The organism is Paraburkholderia sp. HD33-4 (assembly GCF_021390635.1).
Taxonomy (GTDB): domain Bacteria; phylum Pseudomonadota; class Gammaproteobacteria; order Burkholderiales; family Burkholderiaceae; genus Paraburkholderia.
This window is the reverse complement of the sequence record NZ_JAJEJS010000001.1, coordinates 3817178-3835891: the sequence shown is the minus strand read 5'-3', so window position 1 is coordinate 3835891 and position 18714 is coordinate 3817178. Positions and strand designations below refer to the sequence as shown.

The following is an 18714-nucleotide window of genomic DNA, read 5'->3' as shown; positions in this document are numbered from 1 at the left end:
TGACGTCGTTCGATATCACAACCCCGCGATACCGCCTGGTGTCATGCGTGCGCCTGCCGCCAGCGACGAAGGAGCTCCGATGGTTTCCCCGCATTCGCAATTGTTGAAGGTCACGAAACGCGTGATCGAGCGCAGCAAGCCCACGCGTGAAGCGTATCTGGCCCGTATCCAGCATGCGCAGGGACGCTTCCCGGCGCGCGGCGCGTTGTCGTGCGCGAACCTCGCCCACGGTTTCGCCGGCCTCGAAGGCAACGACAAGCTCGTGATCAAGCAGATCCGCGAGCCAAATATCGGCATCGTGTCGTCGTACAACGAGATGCTGTCGGCGCACGCTCCGTACAAAAACTACCCGGACATCATCAAGCAGGCCGCGCGCGAAAACGGCGGCGTCGCGCAATTCGCGGGTGGCGTGCCGGCGATGTGCGACGGCATCACCCAGGGCAACGCGGGCATGGAACTGTCGCTGTTCTCGCGCGAAGCGATCGCGATGGGCACCGCCGTCGCGCTCACCCACAACATGTTCGACGCGGCGCTGTGTCTCGGCATCTGCGACAAGATCGTGCCGGGCCTCCTGATCGGCGCGCTGCAATTCGGCCATCTGCCGACCATCTTCGTGCCGGCCGGCCCGATGGCAAGCGGCCTGTCCAACGACGACAAAGCCAAGACGCGCCAGCAGTTCGCGACCGGCCAGTGCGGCCGCGAAGCGCTGCTCGAAGCGGAAGCGGCCGCGTATCACAGCCACGGCACCTGCACCTTCTACGGCACCGCGAACAGCAACCAGATGCTGATGGAAGTGATGGGCCTGCATCTGCCGGGCTCGGCCTTCGTGCATCCGCATACGCCGCTGCGCGACGCGCTGACCGCGCAGGCCGCGCGCCGCGTGCTCGATCTGACGGTCGAGCGTGGCCACTACATGCCGATCGGCCATGTGGTCGACGAGAAGGCGATCGTCAACGGCATCGTCGCGCTGCTGGCGACCGGCGGCTCGACCAATCACACGCTGCACCTCGTCGCGATCGCGCGCGCGGCCGGCATCATCATCGACTGGGACGACTTCGATACGCTGTCGCAGGCGGTGCCGCTGCTCGCGAAGATCTATCCGAACGGCAAGGCCGATGTGAACCATTTCCACGCGGCGGGTGGCGTCGCATTCCTCGTGCGCAACCTGCTCGAAGGCGGTCTGCTGCATGAAGACGTGAACACGGTCGCGGGCAAGGGACTGAAGCGCTACACCGAGGAGCCGAAGCTGCTCGACGGCAAGCTGCAATGGGTCGCGGGCGTCGAGGCGAGCGCGGACACCGCGGTGCTGCGCGGCATCAAGGAGCCGTTCCAGCCGGACGGCGGCCTGCGTCTGATGCAGGGCAAGCTCGGCCGCGGCGTGATCAAGATTTCGGCGGTCGCGGCGCAGCATCGCAAGGTGAAAGCGCCGGCCATCGTGTTCGATTCGCAGGAAGCGGTGCAGGAAGCGTTCGACAAGGGTGAGCTCAAGCGCGACTTCATCGCGGTGGTGCGTTTCCAGGGCGCCCGCGCAAACGGCATGCCCGAGCTGCATCGTTTGACGCCGCTGCTCGGTGTGTTGCAGGATCAGGGTTTCCATGTCGCGCTGGTGACCGACGGCCGCATGTCGGGCGCGTCGGGCAAGGTGCCGGCGGTCATTCATCTGTCGCCGGAAGCGTTGCTGCAAGGCCCGATCGGCAAGGTCCGCACCGGCGACATGCTGGTGATCGACGCCGAAGCCGGCGTGCTGGACATCGAGATCGACGCAGCCGAATGGGCCGCGCGTCCGAACGCCGAGTCGCTGCATCAGGCGGACAACGAAGTCGGCTTCGGCCGCGAGCTGTTCGGCGTGTTCCGCGCGGCGGCGGCGCCCGCGGAGCAGGGCGCATCGGTATTCGGCAAGCTGGTCGGCGAGGGCGGCGCGGCCGACGGCCAGCACAAGCACGGCGACAAGCACGGCCATCAACACGGCGACCATCACACGAGCACCGCGCAAGCCGGCGCGGCGCTGCAGAAATAAGGAGTCTGACTATGACGTCGAAAACAGTAAGCGATATCGTGCGCCTCGGCCCGGTGATTCCGGTGCTCGCGTTCGACACGGTCGAGCAGGGCGAACACGTGTCGCGCGCGTTGCACGCGGGCGGCGTGAAGGTGCTCGAAATCACGCTGCGCACGCCGGCGGGCCTCGGCGCGATCGAGCGTGCGAGCGAACTCGCCGACGACATCGTGGTCGGTGTGGGCACGCTGACGAAGCCCGAGCATTGCGCCCAGGCGAAGAAGGCGGGCGCGCAGTTCGGCGTGTCGCCGGGTCTGACCAGGGAACTGCACCAGGCCGCGCAGGATGCGGGTCTGCCGCTGTTGCCCGGCGTGATGACGCCGTCGGACATCATCCAGGCCCTCGAACTCGGCTATGAGATCGTCAAGTTCTTCCCGGCGCAGCAGGCAGGCGGCGTGCCGATGCTGCAGGCATTCCACGGTCCGTTCCCGGCGCTGAAGTTCTGCCCGACTGGCGGCATCACCGCGGAAAGCGCGCTGCACTTCTTGTCGCTGCCGAACGTGGTCTGCGTCGGCGGGTCGTGGCTCACGCCGAAGTCCGCGCTCGCCGCGCAGAACTGGGATGAGGTGACGCGCCTCGCGCGCGCCGCGAGCCAGCTGGCGGCGCCCGCGCACTAAGTCCTACGACACCACAGCGCATCGGTTGACTGAACCGGGCCCAGGAGTCTCGTCGATACAGCCACACAGGCTGTCGCGCCGAGACTCTTTTTTTACTTGATATGCGTGCTGGATTTGCGCGCGTTTTGTGGAAACAAACAGTAAAATTCAGCGTCCGCGCGGTCAGCCGGGTTTTCTGGCATCGCGCAGGTTGCCGTGAGACGAAGTGCCGGCCGCATCCGCACTCTGAAATCAATAAACCAAAGGAGGGGATTCATGGAATCTGCCCACGGCAGCATGCTGCTCGTCTACGCGTTGATCGCGATCGCGTTGCTGATCTTCATGATCACGCGCTGGAAGGTCTATCCGTTTCTCGTTCTGATCATCGTGTCGTTGCTGCTGGGCCTCGTGGCCGGCATGCCGATGCAGACCATCGTCAAATCGTTCGAAACGGGTAACGGCAACACGCTCGGCCACATAGCCATCGTCGTCGGTCTCGGCACGATGCTCGGCAAGATGATGGCCGAATCGGGCGGCGCCGAGCGCGTCGCGACCACGCTGATCAACTGGTTCGGTGAGAAGCACATTCACTGGGCGATGATGGTCGTCGCGATCATCGTCGGCTTGCCGGTGTTCTTCGAAGTCGGTTTCGTGCTGCTGATTCCGATCGCGTTCAACGTCGCCAAGCGCACCAATAAATCGCTGCTGCTGGTCGGGCTGCCGATGGTCGCGGGTCTGTCCGTCGTGCACGGTCTGATTCCGCCGCACCCGGCCGCGCTGCTCGCGGTGCAGGCATATCACGCGGACATCGGCAAGACGATCGCCTACGGTCTGATCGTAGGGATTCCGTGCGCGATCGTCGCCGGTCCGCTGTTCGCGCTGCTGGTGAGCCGTCACATCAAGTTGCCGAAGGAAAATCCGCTGGCCGCGCAATTTCTCGGTCACGACGCCAACAACGGCAACGGCGCTCAAAGCGGTAACGCCGCGCAAGCCAACGCACCGAAACGCGAACTGCCGGGCTTCGGCATCACGCTGGTCACGATCCTGTTGCCGGTGGTGCTGATGCTGGTCGGCAGCTGGGCCGACCTGGTGTTCGAGCCGAAGACGCTGCCGAACGATCTGCTGCGCTTCTTCGGCAACACCGACGTCGCGCTGCTGACGGCCGTGCTGGTCAGCTTCTGGACCTTCGGCGCGAGCCGCGGCTTTACGCGCGAGCAGATCCAGAAGTTCTGCGGCGAGTGTCTGGCGCCGATCGCGGGTATTACACTGATCGTCGGTGCGGGCGGCGGTTTTGGCCGCGTGCTGATGGATAGCGGCATTTCGAAGGAAATCACCAATGTGGCGACCGCGATTCATCTGTCGCCGCTGATGTTCGGCTGGCTCGTCGCGGCGATGATCCGTCTCGCGACCGGTTCGGCCACCGTCGCGATGACGACCGCCTGCGGCATCGTCGCGCCGATCGCGTTGGCTGGCGGCGTGCAGGTGAAGCCGGAACTGATGGTGCTCGCAACCGGCTCGGGCTCGCTGATCTTCTCTCACGTGAACGACGGCGGCTTCTGGCTGATCAAGGAATACTTCGGTATGACGGTGGGGCAGACCTTCAAGACGTGGTCGCTCCTCGAAACCATCATCTCGCTGATGGGGCTGGGCCTGACCTTCGCACTTGCGGCGGTCCTGTAAGGAGTTTCAAATGATTCTGATCGCAATGGGCGTGTCGGGCGCCGGCAAGACTCTGATTGGCGAAATGTTGGCCGAGCGCCTGCATTGCACGTTCACCGACGGCGACGCGTTCCATAGCGCGGCGAACAAGGAGAAGATGCACCACGGCATCCCGCTCACCGACGAAGACCGCTGGCCGTGGCTGAAGACGATCCGCGCGGCGATCGAGGAAAAGCAGAAAGCGGGCGAAACGGCGGTGTTCACGTGTTCGTCGCTGAAGCGTTCGTACCGCGACATCCTGCGCGCCGGCGATAAAGACGTCTGCTTCGTCTATCTGCACGGTACGCGCGAGGTGCTCTCGGAACGTCTCGGGCATCGCACCGGGCATTTCTTCGATCCGTCGCTGCTGCAAAGCCAGCTCGATACGCTCGAGGAGCCCGGTGACGATGAAGCGATCACGGTCAGCATCGATCTGACGCCGGAGGAGATCGTCGACGAGGTGTTGAAGCAGGTCGAAGCGCGCTGAGTCTTTGATTGCTCCGCTCCGCGTTCCGGCTTCGAACGCGGGACGCAAAAAAGCCGCTCCGAGGAGCGGCTTTTTTGTGCGCCGAAGCTGGGCTAGCCGATCAGCCGATCCGCTTTGCCAGTTCGACGGCCTTGCCGATGTACGAGCCGGGCGTCATCGCGAGCAGACGCTCCTTCGCGTCCTGCGGAATCGCCAGGCCACCGATGAAGCTCTGCAGTGCCTCGCGCGTGATGCCCTTGCCGCGCGTGAGCTCCTTCAACTGCTCGTACGGATTCTCGATGCCGAAACGGCGCATCACCGTTTGCACCGGCTCGGCCAGCACTTCCCAGCAGTTGTCGAGGTCTTCGTCCAGACGCTGTGCGTTCACTTCGAGCTTGTCGAGGCCGCGGATCAGCGAGTCGTACGCGAGCAGCGAGTAGCCGAACGCGACGCCGATGTTGCGCAGCACCGTCGAGTCGGTCAGGTCGCGCTGCCAGCGCGACACCGGCAGCTTGTCGGCGAGGTGACGCAGCGTTGCGTTCGCGAGACCGAGGTTGCCTTCGGAGTTTTCGAAGTCGATCGGGTTGACCTTGTGCGGCATCGTCGACGAGCCGATTTCGCCGGCCTTCGTGCGCTGCTTGAAGTAGCCGACCGAGATGTAGCCCCACACGTCGCGGTCCAGATCCAGCAGGATCGTGTTCGCGCGCGAGATCGCGTCGAACAGCTCGGCCATGTAGTCGTGCGGCTCGATCTGGATCGTGTACGGATTGAACGTGAGCTTCAGGCGGTTCTCGACGACGTCCTTCGAGAACGCTTCCCAGTCGAACTCCGGATACGCGGACAGGTGCGCGTTGAAGTTGCCGACCGCGCCGTTCATCTTGCCGAGCAGTTCGACCTTCGCGATGCGCTCGATCGCGCGCGCGAGACGCGCGGCGACGTTGGCGAGTTCCTTGCCGAGCGTGGTCGGGCTGGCCGGCTGGCCGTGCGTGCGCGACAGCATCGGCTGGGCGGCGTGCGCGTGGGCGAGCGCGACGAGGCGTTGATGCACCGAACGCAGCGCCGGCAGGATCACGTGTTCGCGCGCGCCGGCGAGCATCAGGCCGTGCGACGTGTTGTTGATGTCTTCCGACGTGCACGCGAAGTGGATGAACTCGCTCGCGCGCTCCAGTTCTTCCTGACCCTTCACCGATTCCTTCAGCCAGTATTCGACGGCCTTCACATCGTGGTTCGTCACGCGCTCGATTTCCTTGATGCGCGCGGCGTCGTGCGCGGTGAAGCGCTCGGCCAGTTGCAGCAGGAACTGCTCGGACGCCTCGGAGAAGCGCGGCACTTCGGCGAAGCCGGCGCGCGACAGCGCGATCAGCCAGTGGATTTCGACCGTCACGCGATTGCGCATGAAGGCGGCTTCCGAGAGCCAGTCGCGCAGGGCTTCGGTTTTGGCGGCATAGCGGCCGTCGAGCGGGGAGAGCGCGTTCAGCGCGAACAGGGTGTCGGGGCGGGTGTCGGACATGATGAGGACCGGGTTGAGGCGCAGGTTGAGGAGCTAGGCGCTCAGCGAGCGGATCGGAAACGGAGGGAACCGTGGATTTTACCACCGTGATGCGATGCGCCCGTCCGGATGCGTCGGCCGCACCCCGCACCGCTAGAATGCAGGCTTCTTCCCTCCCGCCGGCAAGCGCACTCGCATGGAACTGAAATGGCTCGAAGACTTCATTTCGCTCGCGGAAACGCGTAGCTTCAGCCGCTCGGCCGAATTGCGCCACGTCACGCAGCCGGCTTTCTCGCGCCGCATCCAGGCGCTCGAAGCGTGGCTCGGCACGGAACTGATCGACCGTTCGGTTTATCCGACGCGGCTCACGGCGGCCGGGCAGGTGTTCAACGAGCAGGCGCTCGCGATGCTGTCGCAATTCCACGAGGCGCGCGCGCTGCTGCGCGGCCACACGGCGACACCGCAGGCGACGATCGAATTCGCGGTGCCGCACACGCTGTCGCTGACTTACTTCCCGCGCTGGCTGCAGCGCATCGAGGCGCAGATGGGCCCGATCCACACCCGGCTGCGCGCGCTGAACGTGCACGACGCGGCGCTGTCGCTGGTGGAAGGCGGCTGCGATCTGATGATGGGATATCACCATCCGAGCCATCCGGTCGCGCTCGATCCGGCGCGCTACGACATGCTGACGCTCGGCCATGAACCGATCAGCCCGTTCTCGGTGCCGGCCCGGGCGGGTCGCCCGCGTTACACGCTGCCTGGCTCGGCCGATGCACCCGCGCCGTATCTGTCGTACACGCCGAACGCATACCTCGGGCGCATGACCGAGGTGATTCTCGCGAACGCGCCCGAGCGCCTGTACCTCGACCGGCTCTACGAAACCGACATGGCCGAGGGGCTCAAGGCGATGGCGCTCGCCGGTCACGGCGTCGCGTTTCTGCCGCATAGCGCGGTCGAAGATGCGGTGGCCGAAGGCCGGCTGATCCGCCTCGATCGCGCGTCGCGCGGCACGCCCGAAGGGCAGCTGACGCTCAGCATGGAGATTCGCCTGTACCGCGACAAGCTCGCCGCGAAAAGCGACGACGCACGCCAGATCCTCGTGCGGCAGTTGTGGGACGTGGTGTCCGAGGAACTCCGGCAGAGCGCCGCCTGAACCGCGGCATAAAACTCGAGCTCGAACCTGCGTCCCGACGACGCGAATTTGCGGCTTTCCGAACGTTATGCAAGAAAAACATAACGGGATAAGGAAACGGCATTGGATTTCGATACGGCGTTTTTCCACAATGCCCGTACTCGATCAAACGCCGGAGCGTTCATGTCATCCCAGCAACAAGCCGCAGAATCCGTACAAGCCGCCTCAACGTTGCAGTCCGTTCCCTCCTACCTCAACAAAGAAGACCTCGGCCCGTGGGGCAACTATCTGCGCCAGGTCGACCGCGTCGCGCCGTATCTCGGTTCGCTGTCGCGCTGGCTCGAAACCCTGAAGCGCCCGAAGCGCATTCTCGTCGTCGACGTGCCCATCGAACTCGATAACGGCACGGTCGCGCATTTCGAGGGCTATCGCGTGCAGCACAACGTGTCGCGCGGTCCGGGCAAGGGCGGTGTGCGTTATCACCAGGACGTTACGCTCTCCGAAGTGATGGCGCTGTCCGCGTGGATGTCGGTGAAGAACGCGGCGGTGAACGTGCCGTACGGCGGCGCGAAGGGCGGTATCCGCGTCGATCCGCGCACGCTGTCGCGTGGTGAGCTCGAGCGCGTGACGCGCCGCTACACGAGCGAGATCGGCATCATCATCGGACCGAACACCGACATCCCCGCGCCGGACGTGAACACGAACGAGCAGATCATGGCTTGGATGATGGACACGTACTCGATGAACCAGGGCCAGACGGCCACCGGCGTCGTGACCGGCAAGCCGATCACGCTCGGCGGCTCGCTCGGCCGTCGCGAGGCGACCGGCCGCGGCGTGTTCGTGGTCGGCTGCGAAGCGGCTCGCCGCATCGGCTTCGACATCGAAGGCGCGCGTATCGCGGTGCAGGGCTTCGGCAACGTCGGCGGCATCGCCGCGCGTCTGTTCCAGGAAGCGGGCGCGAAGGTCGTCGCGGTGCAGGACCACACCGGTACGGTGTACAAGTCCACCGGCATCGACGCGGTCGCGCTGCTCGACTACGTCGCGAAGAAGGGCGGCGTCGGCGGCTTCCCGGAAGCCGATGCAATCGCCAACGACGAGTTCTGGACGGTCGAATCGGACATCCTGATCCCTGCGGCGCTGGAAAATCAGATCACCGAAAAGAACGCCGGCAAGATCAAGACGAAGATCATCGTCGAAGGCGCGAACGGCCCGACCACAACGGCGGCCGACGACATCCTGCACGATCGCGGCATCCTCGTGATTCCGGACGTGGTCGCGAATGCGGGCGGTGTGACAGTGTCATATTTCGAATGGGTGCAGGACTTCTCGAGCTTCTTCTGGACCGAGGACGAGATCAACGAGCGCCTCGAGCGCGTGATGCGCGAAGCGTTCGCGGCGGTGTGGCAGGTGTCGAGCGAGCAGAACGTGTCGGTGCGCACGGCGGCGTTCATCGTCGCATGTAAGCGGATTCTGCAAGCGCGCGAAATGCGCGGCTTGTATCCCTGATCCACCCTGTCCTATCTTGTTTGTAACGGCGGCGACGCGGCCCGGCATCCGGGCCGGCAGGCGCGGCCGTCACAACTTCGTGCAGCAGCGCGGTCCAAAAGACGGCGTGTTTGACCGGCGGGCGGCATCGTATCGATGTCGCCCGCCTTCTCATATGCGCGAAACGGCCGTGCGACGGCGCCGCGGGCCCATCGCGGCGTGCGCGCAACAGCATGGTTAATAGGAATACTTTCAGAAAAATTACTTTGCTACACTGGCGCCGGTTCTTGCCAAGGAGATCAAGATGAAGATTAAAAAAGCTGCGCTGCTGCTCGCGACTCTCGGATTGTTTACGGTTGGCGCGCATGCGCAAGACTCGGGCACGCTGAAAAAGATCAAGGACACGGGCGTCATTTCGCTGGGCCATCGCGAATCGTCGATCCCGTTCTCGTATTACGACGACAAGCAGAACGTGATCGGCTATTCGCAGGACTACGCGATGAAGATCGTCGAGGCCGTCAAGCAGAAGCTGAACATGCCGAACCTGAAGGTGAAGCTCGTGCCGATCACGTCGCAAAACCGCATTCCGCTGGTGCAGAACGGCACGGTCGACATCGAGTGCGGCTCCACCACGAATAACCTCGAGCGCCAGCAGCAGGCCGCCTTCACGAACACGATCTTCGTGATCGGCACGCGCCTGATGACCAAGAAAGACTCCGGCATCAAGGACTTCCCGGACCTGAAGGGCAAGACGGTCGTGACGACCGCCGGCACGACGTCCGAGCGCATACTTCGCAAGATGAACCAGGACAAGAACATGGGCATGAACATCATCAGCGCGAAGGATCACGGCGAGTCGTTCCTGACGCTGTCCACTGGTCGTGCCGCCGCGTTCATGATGGACGACGCGCTGCTCGCCGGCGAGCGCGCGAAGTCGAGCAACCCGGGCGATTTCGTGATCGTCGGCACGCCGCAATCGCGTGAAGCTTACGGCTGCATGCTGCGCAAGAACGACGCGGACTTCAAGAAGGTCGCCGACGACGCGATCGCGAAGGTGCAAACGTCGAGCGAAGCGGAACAGATCTACAAGCGCTGGTTCGAATCGCCGATCCCGCCGAAGGGCCTGAACCTGAACTTCCCGATGAGCGACGATATGCGCGCGCTGTTCAAGAACCCGAACGACAAGGCAATCGACTAAACGCTAGCCGCTTTTTCGACACTTTCGAAACGCTGAACGGAACGGAAGGGGCCACACGCTTCTTCCGTTTCTTTTTGCTGGAGTCTTGGTCATGTCATATCACTGGAACTGGGGCATCTTGCTGAGTCCCGTCTCCACGGGCGAGCCGACCACATATCTGGGCTGGCTGCTCTCGGGGCTGTGGGTGACGGTCACCGTGTCGCTGTCGGCATGGGTGATCGCGCTGATCGTCGGCTCGTTGTTCGGTGTGCTGCGCACGGTGCCGAACAAATGGGCGTCGGGCGCAGGCACCGTCTACGTCGCGATTTTCCGTAACATTCCGCTGATCGTGCAGTTCTTCATCTGGTATCTGGTGATACCGGAGCTGCTGCCCGTGTCGATCGGCAACTGGTTCAAGCAATTGCCGCCGAGCGCGCAGTTCTTCTCGTCGTCGATCATCTGTCTTGGTCTCTTCACCGCCGCGCGCGTGTGCGAGCAGGTGCGCTCGGGCATCAACGCGCTGCCGCGCGGCCAGCGCGCGGCCGGTCTCGCGGTGGGCTTCACGCAATGGCAGACGTATCGCTACGTGCTGCTGCCGGTCGCGTACCGGATCATCGTGCCGCCGCTCACTTCCGAGTTTCTGAATATCTTCAAGAACTCCGCGGTCGCCTCGACGATCGGTCTGCTCGATCTGTCCGCGCAGGCGCGCCAGCTCGTCGACTACACGTCGCAGACGTATGAGTCGTTCATCGCGGTCACGGTCGCGTACATGTTGATCAACCTGATCGTCATGCAACTGATGCGCTGGGTCGAAGCGAGAACCCGGCTGCCCGGCTATATCGGAGGCAAGTGATGCATCATTTCGACTGGAGCGGTATTCCGGGCGCGCTGCCTACGCTATGGACCGGCGCCATCATCACGTTCAAGATCACGCTGATCGCGATCGTGTTCGGTATCATCTGGGGCACTATTCTCGCGATGTTTCGACTGTCGTCGATCAAGCCGCTCGAATGGTTCGCGAAGCTCTACGTGACGCTGTTCCGTTCGATCCCGCTCGTGATGGTGCTGCTGTGGTTCTTCCTGATCGTGCCGCAAGTGCTGCAAAGCGTGCTCGGTCTGTCGGCGGACATCGACATCCGGCTCGCCTCGGCGATGGTCGCGTTCTCGCTGTTCGAGGCCGCGTATTATTCGGAGATCATCCGCGCCGGCATTCAGGCGGTGCCGCGCGGCCAGGTCAACGCGTCGTTCGCGCTCGGCATGACCTATGCGCAGGCAATGCGCCTGATCGTGCTGCCGCAGGCGTTCCGCGCCATGGTGCCGCTGCTGCTCACACAAGGTATCGTGCTGTTTCAGGACACGTCGCTCGTCTACGTGATCAGCCTCGCCGACTTCTTCCGCACGGCCACGAATATTGGCGATCGTGACGGCACGAACGTCGAGATGGTACTGTTCGCGGGCGCGTGTTATTTCGTGATCTGCGTGATCGCGTCGAGCCTCGTCAAAGGTCTTCAGAAAAAGGTCGCAAGATGATCTCTATCAAGAATGTTTCGAAGTGGTACGGCCATTTCCAGGTGCTGACCGACTGTACGACGGAAGTGAAAAAGGGCGAAGTGGTCGTGGTGTGCGGGCCGTCCGGTTCGGGCAAGTCCACGCTGATCAAGACCGTCAACGGCCTCGAGCCGTTCCAGAAGGGCGAGATCGTCATCAACGGCCAGTCGCTGACCGACAAGAAAACCAATTTGTCGAAGCTGCGCTCGAAGGTCGGCATGGTGTTCCAGCACTTCGAGCTGTTCCCGCATCTGTCGATCGTGCAGAACCTGACGCTCGCGCAGATCAAGGTGCTCGGCCGCTCGAACGACGAAGCGACTGCGAAGGGTCTGAAGCTGCTCGATCGCGTGGGTCTGCGCGCGCATGCGGACAAGTATCCGGGGCAGTTGTCCGGTGGTCAGCAGCAGCGCGTGGCGATTGCGCGCGCGCTGTCCATGGACCCGATCGCGATGCTGTTCGACGAGCCGACCTCGGCGCTCGACCCGGAGATGATCAACGAAGTGCTGGACGTGATGGTCGAACTTGCGCAGGAAGGCATGACGATGATGTGCGTGACGCACGAAATGGGCTTCGCGAAGAAGGTCGCGCATCGCGTGATCTTCATGGACAAGGGCTTGATCGTCGAAGACGACCGCAAGGAAGACTTCTTCGCGAATCCGAAGTCGGATCGCGCGAAGGATTTTCTTGCGAAGATCCTGCACTGAGGTTCGCCGCGCAGGCCTCGTTACCGAGGCTTGCACGTGGATGCAGAAAAGCCGCTCCGTGGAGCGGCTTTTTTGTGGTCGAGGCTTAGGGTGAGGTGAGCGGCTTACGACTCGAACGCCGCCGTGTCATCCGCGGCTTCCAGATCGGTTTCGCTGTCCGGTGAAAGCGTGGTTCCGCTCGTGCCGACTGCGTGGGCGCCTTTCGACGCCGCGATCGTCGTGGCCGATGCCGATGCATCGAGCGCCGGATTGCGCAGCTTTTCGAGCACCGACTCCGGCACCGGGATATTGGCGCGGCCGATCACTTCGCCATGCTGGAACATCAGCAGATCGCCGGGCATGAACGCGGTCCACACTTCATTGTCGGTCAGCGGCTTGGTCGCGATCACCGCGACGCGGTCTTCGGGCGTCGTGTATTTGGCGAAGTCGATCGATACGTCCGCGTCGACCAGATGCGCGGTCGAAAACGGCCAGCGACGCACGAGGTAGTGCAGATGCGTCGAGCAATGCGCGAACAGCGCCTGGCCGTTCGACATCAGGAAGTTAAATACGCCGTACTGCGTGATTTCACGCGTGAGCGCCTCGAGCGCGGCGAACAGTTCGTGAAGCGGCGGCTGTTGCGCGCCGGGAAAAGCCTTGCGCAAGCCTTGCAGCAGCGCACAGAACGAGAGCTCGCTGTCGGTCGTGCCGACCGGCTGATACACGCCGTTCAACTCCGGTGCGTAAGCCTGCAGGTCGCCGTTGTGCGCGAAGATCCAGTGACGCCCCCACAGTTCGCGCATGAACGGGTGGCAGTTTTCGAGCAGGATGTGCCCCTGCGTCGCCTTGCGGATGTGCGCGATGGTGTTTTTGGATTTGATCGGGTAACGCTTGACCATCTCGGCGATCGGCGAGGTGGCCGACGATTGATGATCGATGAACAACCGGCAGGCCTTGTCTTCAAAGAAAGCGATGCCCCAGCCGTCGGCGTGGTGATCGGTGACGCCGCCGCGCGCCGCAAATCCGGTGAAGGAAAACGTGACGTCCGTCGGCGCGGCGCAGTTCATTCCGAGAAGTTGGCACATGTTGCAGGTGAGCCTGTGAACGGAGCGAGCCGTTACAATGATGATTTTCCAAGCATATCACCGAGCCGGAGACGCCAAATAGCAAAATTGACATGTGTTTGGGCCGCTACAACGCGGTTTGACCGGTCGATCAGCGAGGCGCGCGAAGTCTCGTATTCCTGCCATGACTGCTTCCAACGTTTCCCCCGATTCCGTCACGCTGGTCCGCCCGGACGACTGGCACCTGCACGTGCGCGATGGCGCGATGCTCAAGGCCGTGCTGCCTGACACCGCGCGCCAGTTCGGTCGCGCGATCATCATGCCGAACCTGAAGCCGCCGGTCACGACGACCGAGATGGCGCAGGCGTATCGCGAGCGCATCATCGCCGCGATTCCCGAGGGCGCGAAATTCGAGCCGCTGATGACGCTGTACCTGACCGACAACATGCCGCCCGATGAAATCCGCCGCGCGCGCGAAAGCGGCTTCGTGCATGGTGTGAAGCTGTACCCGGCGGGCGCGACGACGAACTCCGACGCGGGCGTCACCGATCTGATGAAGTGCGCGAAGACGCTCGAAGCGATGCAGGAAGTCGGCATGCCGCTGCTCGTGCACGGCGAGGTGACGGATTCGGACATCGATCTGTTCGACCGCGAGAAGGTCTTCATCGACCGCGTGATGATGCCGCTGCGCCGCGCCTTTCCGGCGTTGAAGGTCGTGTTCGAGCACATCACCACGAAAGACGCGGCCGACTACGTCCGCGAAGCGGGCGTCGCGCCGGAACTGCTAGGCGCTACGATCACCGCGCACCATCTGCTGTACAACCGCAACGCGATTTTCCAGGGCGGCATCCGTCCGCATTACTACTGCCTGCCGGTGCTCAAGCGCGAGACGCATCGCGTCGCACTGGTCGAGGCGGCGACCTCGGGCGATCCGCGCTTCTTCCTCGGCACCGACAGCGCGCCGCATCCGAAGGGGCTGAAGGAGCACGCGTGCGGTTGCGCGGGCTGCTACACCGCACTGCACGCGCTGGAGCTCTACACCGAAGCATTCGACAAGGCCGGCGCGCTCGACAAGCTCGAAGGCTTCGCGAGCTTCCACGGTCCGGACTTCTACCGTCTGCCGCGCAATACGGAGAAGGTCACGCTGCGTCGCGAGGAATGGACGCTGCCGGCTGAACTGCCGGCCGGCGATACGCCGGTCGTGCCGCTGCGCGGCGGCGAATCGATTGGCTGGCGTCTCGTTTGAGGCTGCCGTAGATGCGGGAGCGTGAGGCGGGGCAGCGCGCGGCTGATGACAATGTGGCGGCGAGAGCGGGCCCTGCGCTAGCGCTTGAGGCCGCGGCCAACGCTGCGCGCGACATCGCACCCGAGCCTCTGCCGCCAGGCTTCGCCGCAATCGACTGGTCGAAGCCGTGGTTCGCGCAGTTCGCCGCACGCGGCCAGCGTTGGCAGCAAGCCGCGCTGACCGGCTACGCGGACCTGCTCGCCGCGATGAACGCCGACGCCGCCCAGATGCAACAGACCACCGGTCGCGGCCAGCGTCTCGCGTTCATCGCGCAGGACGATCTGCCGCCGGGCGCCGCGTACGAGGGGCATATCGCGTCGACCGGTTGCGTGCCGACGCGCCACAATCTGCACGACTTCTTCAACGGTTCGATGTGGTTCGCATTTCCGCGGATCAAGGCGGCGCTGAACGCGCGCCAGTCGGCGGAACTCGATGTGCTCGGCGTCGGCCCGACGCGTGGCGGCGTGCGCGACATGCTGACCCTCTTCGACGAAAACGCGCTGTTGTTCGCCTGCGCCGATCCTTTGCTGAGCGCCGCGCTACGCGGCTTCGACTGGCAGACGCTGTTCGTCGCGCGGCGCGATGCGTGGGGGCGCGACTGTGAAGTGCGTTGCTTCGGCCATGCGCTGCTGGAAAAGCTGATCGCGCCGTTCAAGGGCTGCACCGGCCATGCGTGGATCGTCGACGTGCCGCCCGAATATTTCGACTGGGACAGTGCCGCGCGCAATGCGTGGCTCGACGAAGCGGTCAGCGCGGCGCTGCTCGGCACCGACGCTTTGACCAGCCGCCTGTTCGCGCCGCTGCCCGTGCTCGGCATTCCGGGCTGGTGGCCCGACAACGAATCACCGACGTTCTACGACGACCCGTCCGTGTTTCGCGCCGGGCGGCGCAATCGTTAGGCGCATCCCCGTTCGGTGTTAGAATCCGCGCCAGCAAAGCAGGCCAGGCAGTCGCGGCCTCGACGGCTTCGGCCAACGAGGGCGAGGAAAGTCCGGACTCCACAGGGCAGGGTGATGGCTAACGGCCATCCGTGGCGACACGCGGAACAGGGCAACAGAAAGCAAACCGCCGATGGCCCGGCGCAAGCCGGGATCAGGTAAGGGTGAAACGGTGCGGTAAGAGCGCACCGCGGCTGTCGCAAGGCAGACCGGCACGGTAACCTCCACCCGGAGCAATTCCAAGTAGGCAGGCGCGCATCTTCGCGATGCAGGACGGGGCCCCCGTCTCGTCTGCGGGTAGGAAGCTTGAGCGCGTCAGTAATGGCGCGCCTAGAGGAATGGCTGCCACGCGCGTCGCGTCTTCGGGCGCGGCGCGTGCACAGAATCCGGCTTATCGGCCTGCTTTGCCACTGAATAAGAAAAGCCGGCGTCCGTTGGGACGCCGGCTTTTTCATTTGGGGCGCGGATGGCGGCCGTGGCCGCCATCTGTGGCGCTATTGCGCTCAGAGCGCGACGATGTCGAACGAATGCGTGAGCTCGGCGGTCTTCGCAATCATGATCGACGCCGAGCAGTACTTGTCGTGCGACAGATTGATCGCGCGCTCGACGGTCGCCGGATTCAGATTCTTGCCCGTCACCGTGAAGTGGAAGTGGACCTTCGTGAACACCTTCGGATCTTCGCTCGCGCGCTCGGCCTTTAGCGTCACCGAGCAGCCGGCGATCTCCTGGCGGCTCTTCTTCAGGATCATCACGACGTCGTAGGCGGTGCAGCCGCCGGTGCCGAGCAGCACCATTTCCATCGGGCGCGGTGCGAGGTTGCGGCCGCCACCCTCGGGTGCGCCGTCCATCGCGACCAGATGACCGCTGCCCGTCTCGGCCGCGAACGCCATCCCGTCTTGCCCCATCCAGCTTACTTTGCATTCCATGCTGTCACTCCCGCCGCGCATTGCTTTGTCGAGACGGCATTGTAGCCCGCTGTCCGACAATTGGCGCACGCTCGGCGGATCCCGTGTCCATGCACGGCGATTGCTTTCTTGTTGCAGTGCGGGATGGGCGGCCGATTCCTGAATTTTTGGGGCAATTTAGGGGTTTTACTCTAGATGAGCACCAATGCGATTCGGATCATTTGATCCTTAGCGCTTGATCTAAAAGGAGTTTTGTTAAATTGTCTCCGCGCACCGAATCTGTCACATTGTGAAAACTGATTTCACAATACAAATCTTCTTGCGTCGCACAAGGGCGACTCTTATAATTGGATCCATCGTTGCAGCAGTTCTGCAACCTCCGCTGTCTCCTCCACCTCCTCCTTTGGTGGATTAAACCCGAACCGCTCGTTCGGGTTTTTTTTCGCCGGCGTTTACCAGGTGTTTTCGGCCCGTTTTCCGGCCGTTCGTGGCGAGCGCATCGCACGTTTTGACTTGCGAGCGCAAATTCCTTTATAATTCAGGGCTTTTCCGCATCCGCGCCCGCGGAGGAAGAACCAGGGAGAGCCTGCACGCGCCTCGATGCGCACACTACAAGCAGGAAAGAACACATTGGGCGCAGCAATTTTTTTGGATCGATCATGAAGACGTTTTCCGCAAAAGCCCATGAGGTGACGCGCGAATGGTACGTGATTGACGCGACGGATAAGGTTCTCGGGCGTGTCGCCAGCGAAGTGGCACACCGTCTTCGCGGCAAGCACAAGCCTGAATTCACTCCCCACGTCGACACCGGTGATTTCATCATCGTTATCAACGCCGGCAAGCTGAAGGTCACGGGCAACAAGGTTACCGACAAGAAGTACTACCGTCACTCGGGCTACCCGGGCGGTATCTATGAAACGACGTTCGGCAAGATGCAGGAACGCTTCCCGGGCCGCGCGCTCGAGAAGGCGGTCAAGGGCATGCTGCCGAAGGGCCCGCTCGGCTACGCGATGATCAAGAAGCTGAAGGTCTACGCTGACGCAACGCATCCGCATTCGGCACAACAGCCGAAGGCGCTCGAGATCTAAGGGGAGCCCACATGATCGGTAACTGGAATTACGGCACGGGCCGCCGCAAGAGCGCCGTCGCACGTGTGTTCATCAAGGCAGGCAAGGGCGACATCGTTGTGAACGGCAAGCCCATCGCCGACTACTTTTCGCGTGAAACGTCGCTGATGATCGTGCGTCAGCCGCTCGAACTCACGAACCACGGCGCCACGTTCGACATCAAGGTCAACGTGACGGGTGGCGGTGAAACGGGTCAAGCCGGTGCGGTTCGCCACGGCATCACCCGCGCGCTGATGGACTACGACGCAACGCTGAAGCCGGAACTGTCGAAGGCTGGTTTCGTTACGCGTGACGCTCGTGAAGTCGAACGTAAGAAGGTCGGCTTCCACAAGGCACGTCGCCGCAAGCAGTTCTCGAAGCGTTAATCGTTTCGGGTGCGAACCGGCTTTCACGCCGGTTTGCAGCAAAAGCCGCCAACGCCACGCGCGAAGGCGGCTTTTTTTATGGTTCGCAGGCGTTCGTGGGCCGGTCTGGTTCGCTCAAGCGACAACGGGCCGCCTTGCAGCGACCTTGCAGCAAGAACCCATTGATTTTGTGGGCTTCAGCACGATATCCGGAACAGCCCTACAATATCGGCTAAAGCTTATTGGAGAGTTCGAATGAACGCAGTCACCGACACCCCCGTGACCGAGATGCCGGCCCCCTTCGTCTTCACCGACGCAGCGGCTGACAAGGTCAAGCAACTGATCGATGAGGAAGGCAACCCGGAGCTCAAGCTGCGCGTGTTCGTGCAGGGCGGCGGCTGCTCGGGCTTCCAGTACGGATTCACGTTTGACGAAGCGATCAACGAAGACGACACCGTGATGAACAAGAGCGGCGTCCAGCTGCTGATCGACTCGATGAGCTACCAGTATCTGGTCGGCGCAGAGATCGACTACAAGGACGACATCAACGGCGCGCAGTTCGTCATCAAGAACCCGAACGCGACCACGACCTGCGGTTGCGGTTCGTCGTTCTCGGTCTGAGCGGAAAGGCTCTTCGAGCCACTGCGAAAACGGGGCCTCTCAGGCCCCGTTTTTTTGCTGACTTCGCGCCGTACAGGCAACGCACGACGGTAGAAGGCGTCGC

At 63.1% G+C, this 18714-nt stretch carries 18 protein-coding genes and 1 other RNA gene; 16 read left to right on the top strand and 3 right to left on the bottom strand.

Annotation, left to right across the window (positions count from 1 at the left end):
- Window positions 1–79: 79 nt before the first annotated feature.
- The 4 genes from edd (at window position 80) to L0U84_RS17025 (ending at window position 4834) form a co-directional block, all read left to right on the top strand.
- Complete coding sequence (gene edd, locus L0U84_RS17040) at window positions 80–2017, top strand: phosphogluconate dehydratase (RefSeq protein ID WP_233851308.1); 1938 nt, start codon at window positions 80–82, stop codon at window positions 2015–2017.
- 11 nt (window positions 2018–2028) lie between these two features.
- Complete coding sequence (eda, locus tag L0U84_RS17035; RefSeq protein ID WP_233851307.1) at window positions 2029–2670, top strand: bifunctional 4-hydroxy-2-oxoglutarate aldolase/2-dehydro-3-deoxy-phosphogluconate aldolase; 642 nt, start codon at window positions 2029–2031, stop codon at window positions 2668–2670.
- Window positions 2671–2925: 255 nt separating this feature from the next.
- Entirely contained in the window at window positions 2926–4329 is a 1404-nt protein-coding gene (locus tag L0U84_RS17030) for a GntP family permease (protein ID WP_233851306.1), read from the top strand.
- 10 nt (window positions 4330–4339) lie between these two features.
- A complete protein-coding gene (locus L0U84_RS17025) occupies window positions 4340–4834 on the top strand; it encodes a gluconokinase (protein WP_233851305.1) in 495 nt (164 codons plus the stop codon).
- A 100-nt stretch (window positions 4835–4934) separates the two neighbouring features.
- Here L0U84_RS17025 and purB read toward each other — a convergent pair whose 3' ends face one another.
- Window positions 4935–6323, bottom strand: coding sequence for an adenylosuccinate lyase (purB, locus tag L0U84_RS17020; RefSeq protein WP_233851304.1), 1389 nt, complete (start codon window positions 6321–6323; stop codon window positions 4935–4937).
- Between the two features lie 175 nt (window positions 6324–6498).
- Between purB and L0U84_RS17015 the strand changes: the two genes are divergently transcribed.
- From L0U84_RS17015 to L0U84_RS16990, 6 genes are all read left to right on the top strand, one after another.
- On the top strand, window positions 6499–7455 hold the full coding sequence (locus L0U84_RS17015) for a LysR family transcriptional regulator (RefSeq protein ID WP_233851303.1): 957 nt from the start codon (window positions 6499–6501) through the stop codon (window positions 7453–7455).
- 162 nt (window positions 7456–7617) lie between these two features.
- A complete protein-coding gene (locus tag L0U84_RS17010) occupies window positions 7618–8940 on the top strand; it encodes a Glu/Leu/Phe/Val family dehydrogenase (protein ID WP_233851301.1) in 1323 nt (440 codons plus the stop codon).
- 283 nt (window positions 8941–9223) lie between these two features.
- Window positions 9224–10117 (top strand): glutamate/aspartate ABC transporter substrate-binding protein, encoded by an 894-nt coding sequence (locus L0U84_RS17005; RefSeq protein ID WP_233851299.1) that lies wholly within the window; start codon window positions 9224–9226, stop codon window positions 10115–10117.
- A 91-nt stretch (window positions 10118–10208) separates the two neighbouring features.
- Complete coding sequence (locus L0U84_RS17000) at window positions 10209–10949, top strand: amino acid ABC transporter permease (RefSeq protein ID WP_233851297.1); 741 nt, start codon at window positions 10209–10211, stop codon at window positions 10947–10949.
- A complete protein-coding gene (gene gltK, locus L0U84_RS16995; protein ID WP_233851295.1) occupies window positions 10949–11626 on the top strand; it encodes a glutamate/aspartate ABC transporter permease GltK in 678 nt (225 codons plus the stop codon). The genes L0U84_RS17000 and gltK overlap by 1 nt, the downstream gene beginning before the upstream one ends.
- Window positions 11623–12348 carry an amino acid ABC transporter ATP-binding protein gene (locus tag L0U84_RS16990; RefSeq protein WP_013090513.1) on the top strand — a complete coding sequence of 242 codons (726 nt, stop codon included), beginning with the start codon at window positions 11623–11625 and terminating at the stop codon, window positions 12346–12348. The genes gltK and L0U84_RS16990 overlap by 4 nt, the downstream gene beginning before the upstream one ends.
- 104 nt (window positions 12349–12452) lie before the next feature.
- On the opposite strand, the gene L0U84_RS16985 is transcribed toward L0U84_RS16990, so the two are convergent.
- Complete coding sequence (locus L0U84_RS16985) at window positions 12453–13412, bottom strand: class II glutamine amidotransferase (protein WP_233851294.1); 960 nt, start codon at window positions 13410–13412, stop codon at window positions 12453–12455.
- Between the two features lie 163 nt (window positions 13413–13575).
- Here L0U84_RS16985 and pyrC point away from each other — a divergent pair, with 163 nt between their 5' ends.
- The 3 genes from pyrC (at window position 13576) to rnpB (ending at window position 16024) form a co-directional block, all read left to right on the top strand.
- On the top strand, window positions 13576–14637 hold the full coding sequence (gene pyrC / locus L0U84_RS16980) for a dihydroorotase (RefSeq protein ID WP_233851293.1): 1062 nt from the start codon (window positions 13576–13578) through the stop codon (window positions 14635–14637).
- A gap of 11 nt (window positions 14638–14648) precedes the next feature.
- Window positions 14649–15575: a DUF3025 domain-containing protein gene (locus L0U84_RS16975; protein ID WP_233851292.1), complete on the top strand. Its 927-nt coding sequence runs from the start codon at window positions 14649–14651 to the stop codon at window positions 15573–15575.
- 35 nt (window positions 15576–15610) lie between these two features.
- Window positions 15611–16024, top strand: an RNA gene (gene rnpB / locus L0U84_RS16970) — RNase P RNA component class A.
- Window positions 16025–16117: 93 nt separating this feature from the next.
- Here the strand turns inward: rnpB and L0U84_RS16965 are convergent.
- The gene (locus L0U84_RS16965; RefSeq protein WP_233851291.1) at window positions 16118–16540 is read right to left on the bottom strand and encodes an OsmC family protein; all 423 of its coding nucleotides are present in this window, start codon (window positions 16538–16540) and stop codon (window positions 16118–16120) included.
- A gap of 638 nt (window positions 16541–17178) precedes the next feature.
- Between L0U84_RS16965 and rplM the strand changes: the two genes are divergently transcribed.
- From rplM to erpA, 3 genes are all read left to right on the top strand, one after another.
- Window positions 17179–17607 (top strand): 50S ribosomal protein L13, encoded by a 429-nt coding sequence (gene rplM / locus L0U84_RS16960; RefSeq protein WP_013090508.1) that lies wholly within the window; start codon window positions 17179–17181, stop codon window positions 17605–17607.
- A gap of 11 nt (window positions 17608–17618) precedes the next feature.
- Window positions 17619–18011, top strand: coding sequence for a 30S ribosomal protein S9 (gene rpsI / locus L0U84_RS16955; protein ID WP_062124633.1), 393 nt, complete (start codon window positions 17619–17621; stop codon window positions 18009–18011).
- Between the two features lie 234 nt (window positions 18012–18245).
- Window positions 18246–18611: an iron-sulfur cluster insertion protein ErpA gene (erpA, locus tag L0U84_RS16950; RefSeq protein WP_013090506.1), complete on the top strand. Its 366-nt coding sequence runs from the start codon at window positions 18246–18248 to the stop codon at window positions 18609–18611.
- Window positions 18612–18714 lie beyond the last annotated feature (103 nt).

Excerpts from the sequence above, each read along its gene's own strand:
- edd (WP_233851308.1), top strand. The coding sequence starts at position 80 with ATGGTTTCCCCGCATTCGCAATTGTTGAAGGTCACGAAACGCGTGATC.
- eda (WP_233851307.1), top strand. The coding sequence starts at position 2,029 with ATGACGTCGAAAACAGTAAGCGATATCGTGCGCCTCGGCCCGGTGATT.
- L0U84_RS17030 (WP_233851306.1), top strand. The coding sequence starts at position 2,926 with ATGGAATCTGCCCACGGCAGCATGCTGCTCGTCTACGCGTTGATCGCG.
- L0U84_RS17025 (WP_233851305.1), top strand. The coding sequence starts at position 4,340 with ATGATTCTGATCGCAATGGGCGTGTCGGGCGCCGGCAAGACTCTGATT.
- purB (WP_233851304.1), bottom strand. The coding sequence starts at position 6,323 with ATGTCCGACACCCGCCCCGACACCCTGTTCGCGCTGAACGCGCTCTCC.
- L0U84_RS17015 (WP_233851303.1), top strand. The coding sequence starts at position 6,499 with ATGGAACTGAAATGGCTCGAAGACTTCATTTCGCTCGCGGAAACGCGT.
- L0U84_RS17010 (WP_233851301.1), top strand. The coding sequence starts at position 7,618 with ATGTCATCCCAGCAACAAGCCGCAGAATCCGTACAAGCCGCCTCAACG.
- L0U84_RS17005 (WP_233851299.1), top strand. The coding sequence starts at position 9,224 with ATGAAGATTAAAAAAGCTGCGCTGCTGCTCGCGACTCTCGGATTGTTT.
- L0U84_RS17000 (WP_233851297.1), top strand. The coding sequence starts at position 10,209 with ATGTCATATCACTGGAACTGGGGCATCTTGCTGAGTCCCGTCTCCACG.
- gltK (WP_233851295.1), top strand. The coding sequence starts at position 10,949 with ATGCATCATTTCGACTGGAGCGGTATTCCGGGCGCGCTGCCTACGCTA.
- L0U84_RS16990 (WP_013090513.1), top strand. The coding sequence starts at position 11,623 with ATGATCTCTATCAAGAATGTTTCGAAGTGGTACGGCCATTTCCAGGTG.
- L0U84_RS16985 (WP_233851294.1), bottom strand. The coding sequence starts at position 13,412 with ATGTGCCAACTTCTCGGAATGAACTGCGCCGCGCCGACGGACGTCACG.
- pyrC (WP_233851293.1), top strand. The coding sequence starts at position 13,576 with ATGACTGCTTCCAACGTTTCCCCCGATTCCGTCACGCTGGTCCGCCCG.
- L0U84_RS16975 (WP_233851292.1), top strand. The coding sequence starts at position 14,649 with ATGCGGGAGCGTGAGGCGGGGCAGCGCGCGGCTGATGACAATGTGGCG.
- L0U84_RS16965 (WP_233851291.1), bottom strand. The coding sequence starts at position 16,540 with ATGGAATGCAAAGTAAGCTGGATGGGGCAAGACGGGATGGCGTTCGCG.
- rplM (WP_013090508.1), top strand. The coding sequence starts at position 17,179 with ATGAAGACGTTTTCCGCAAAAGCCCATGAGGTGACGCGCGAATGGTAC.
- rpsI (WP_062124633.1), top strand. The coding sequence starts at position 17,619 with ATGATCGGTAACTGGAATTACGGCACGGGCCGCCGCAAGAGCGCCGTC.
- erpA (WP_013090506.1), top strand. The coding sequence starts at position 18,246 with ATGAACGCAGTCACCGACACCCCCGTGACCGAGATGCCGGCCCCCTTC.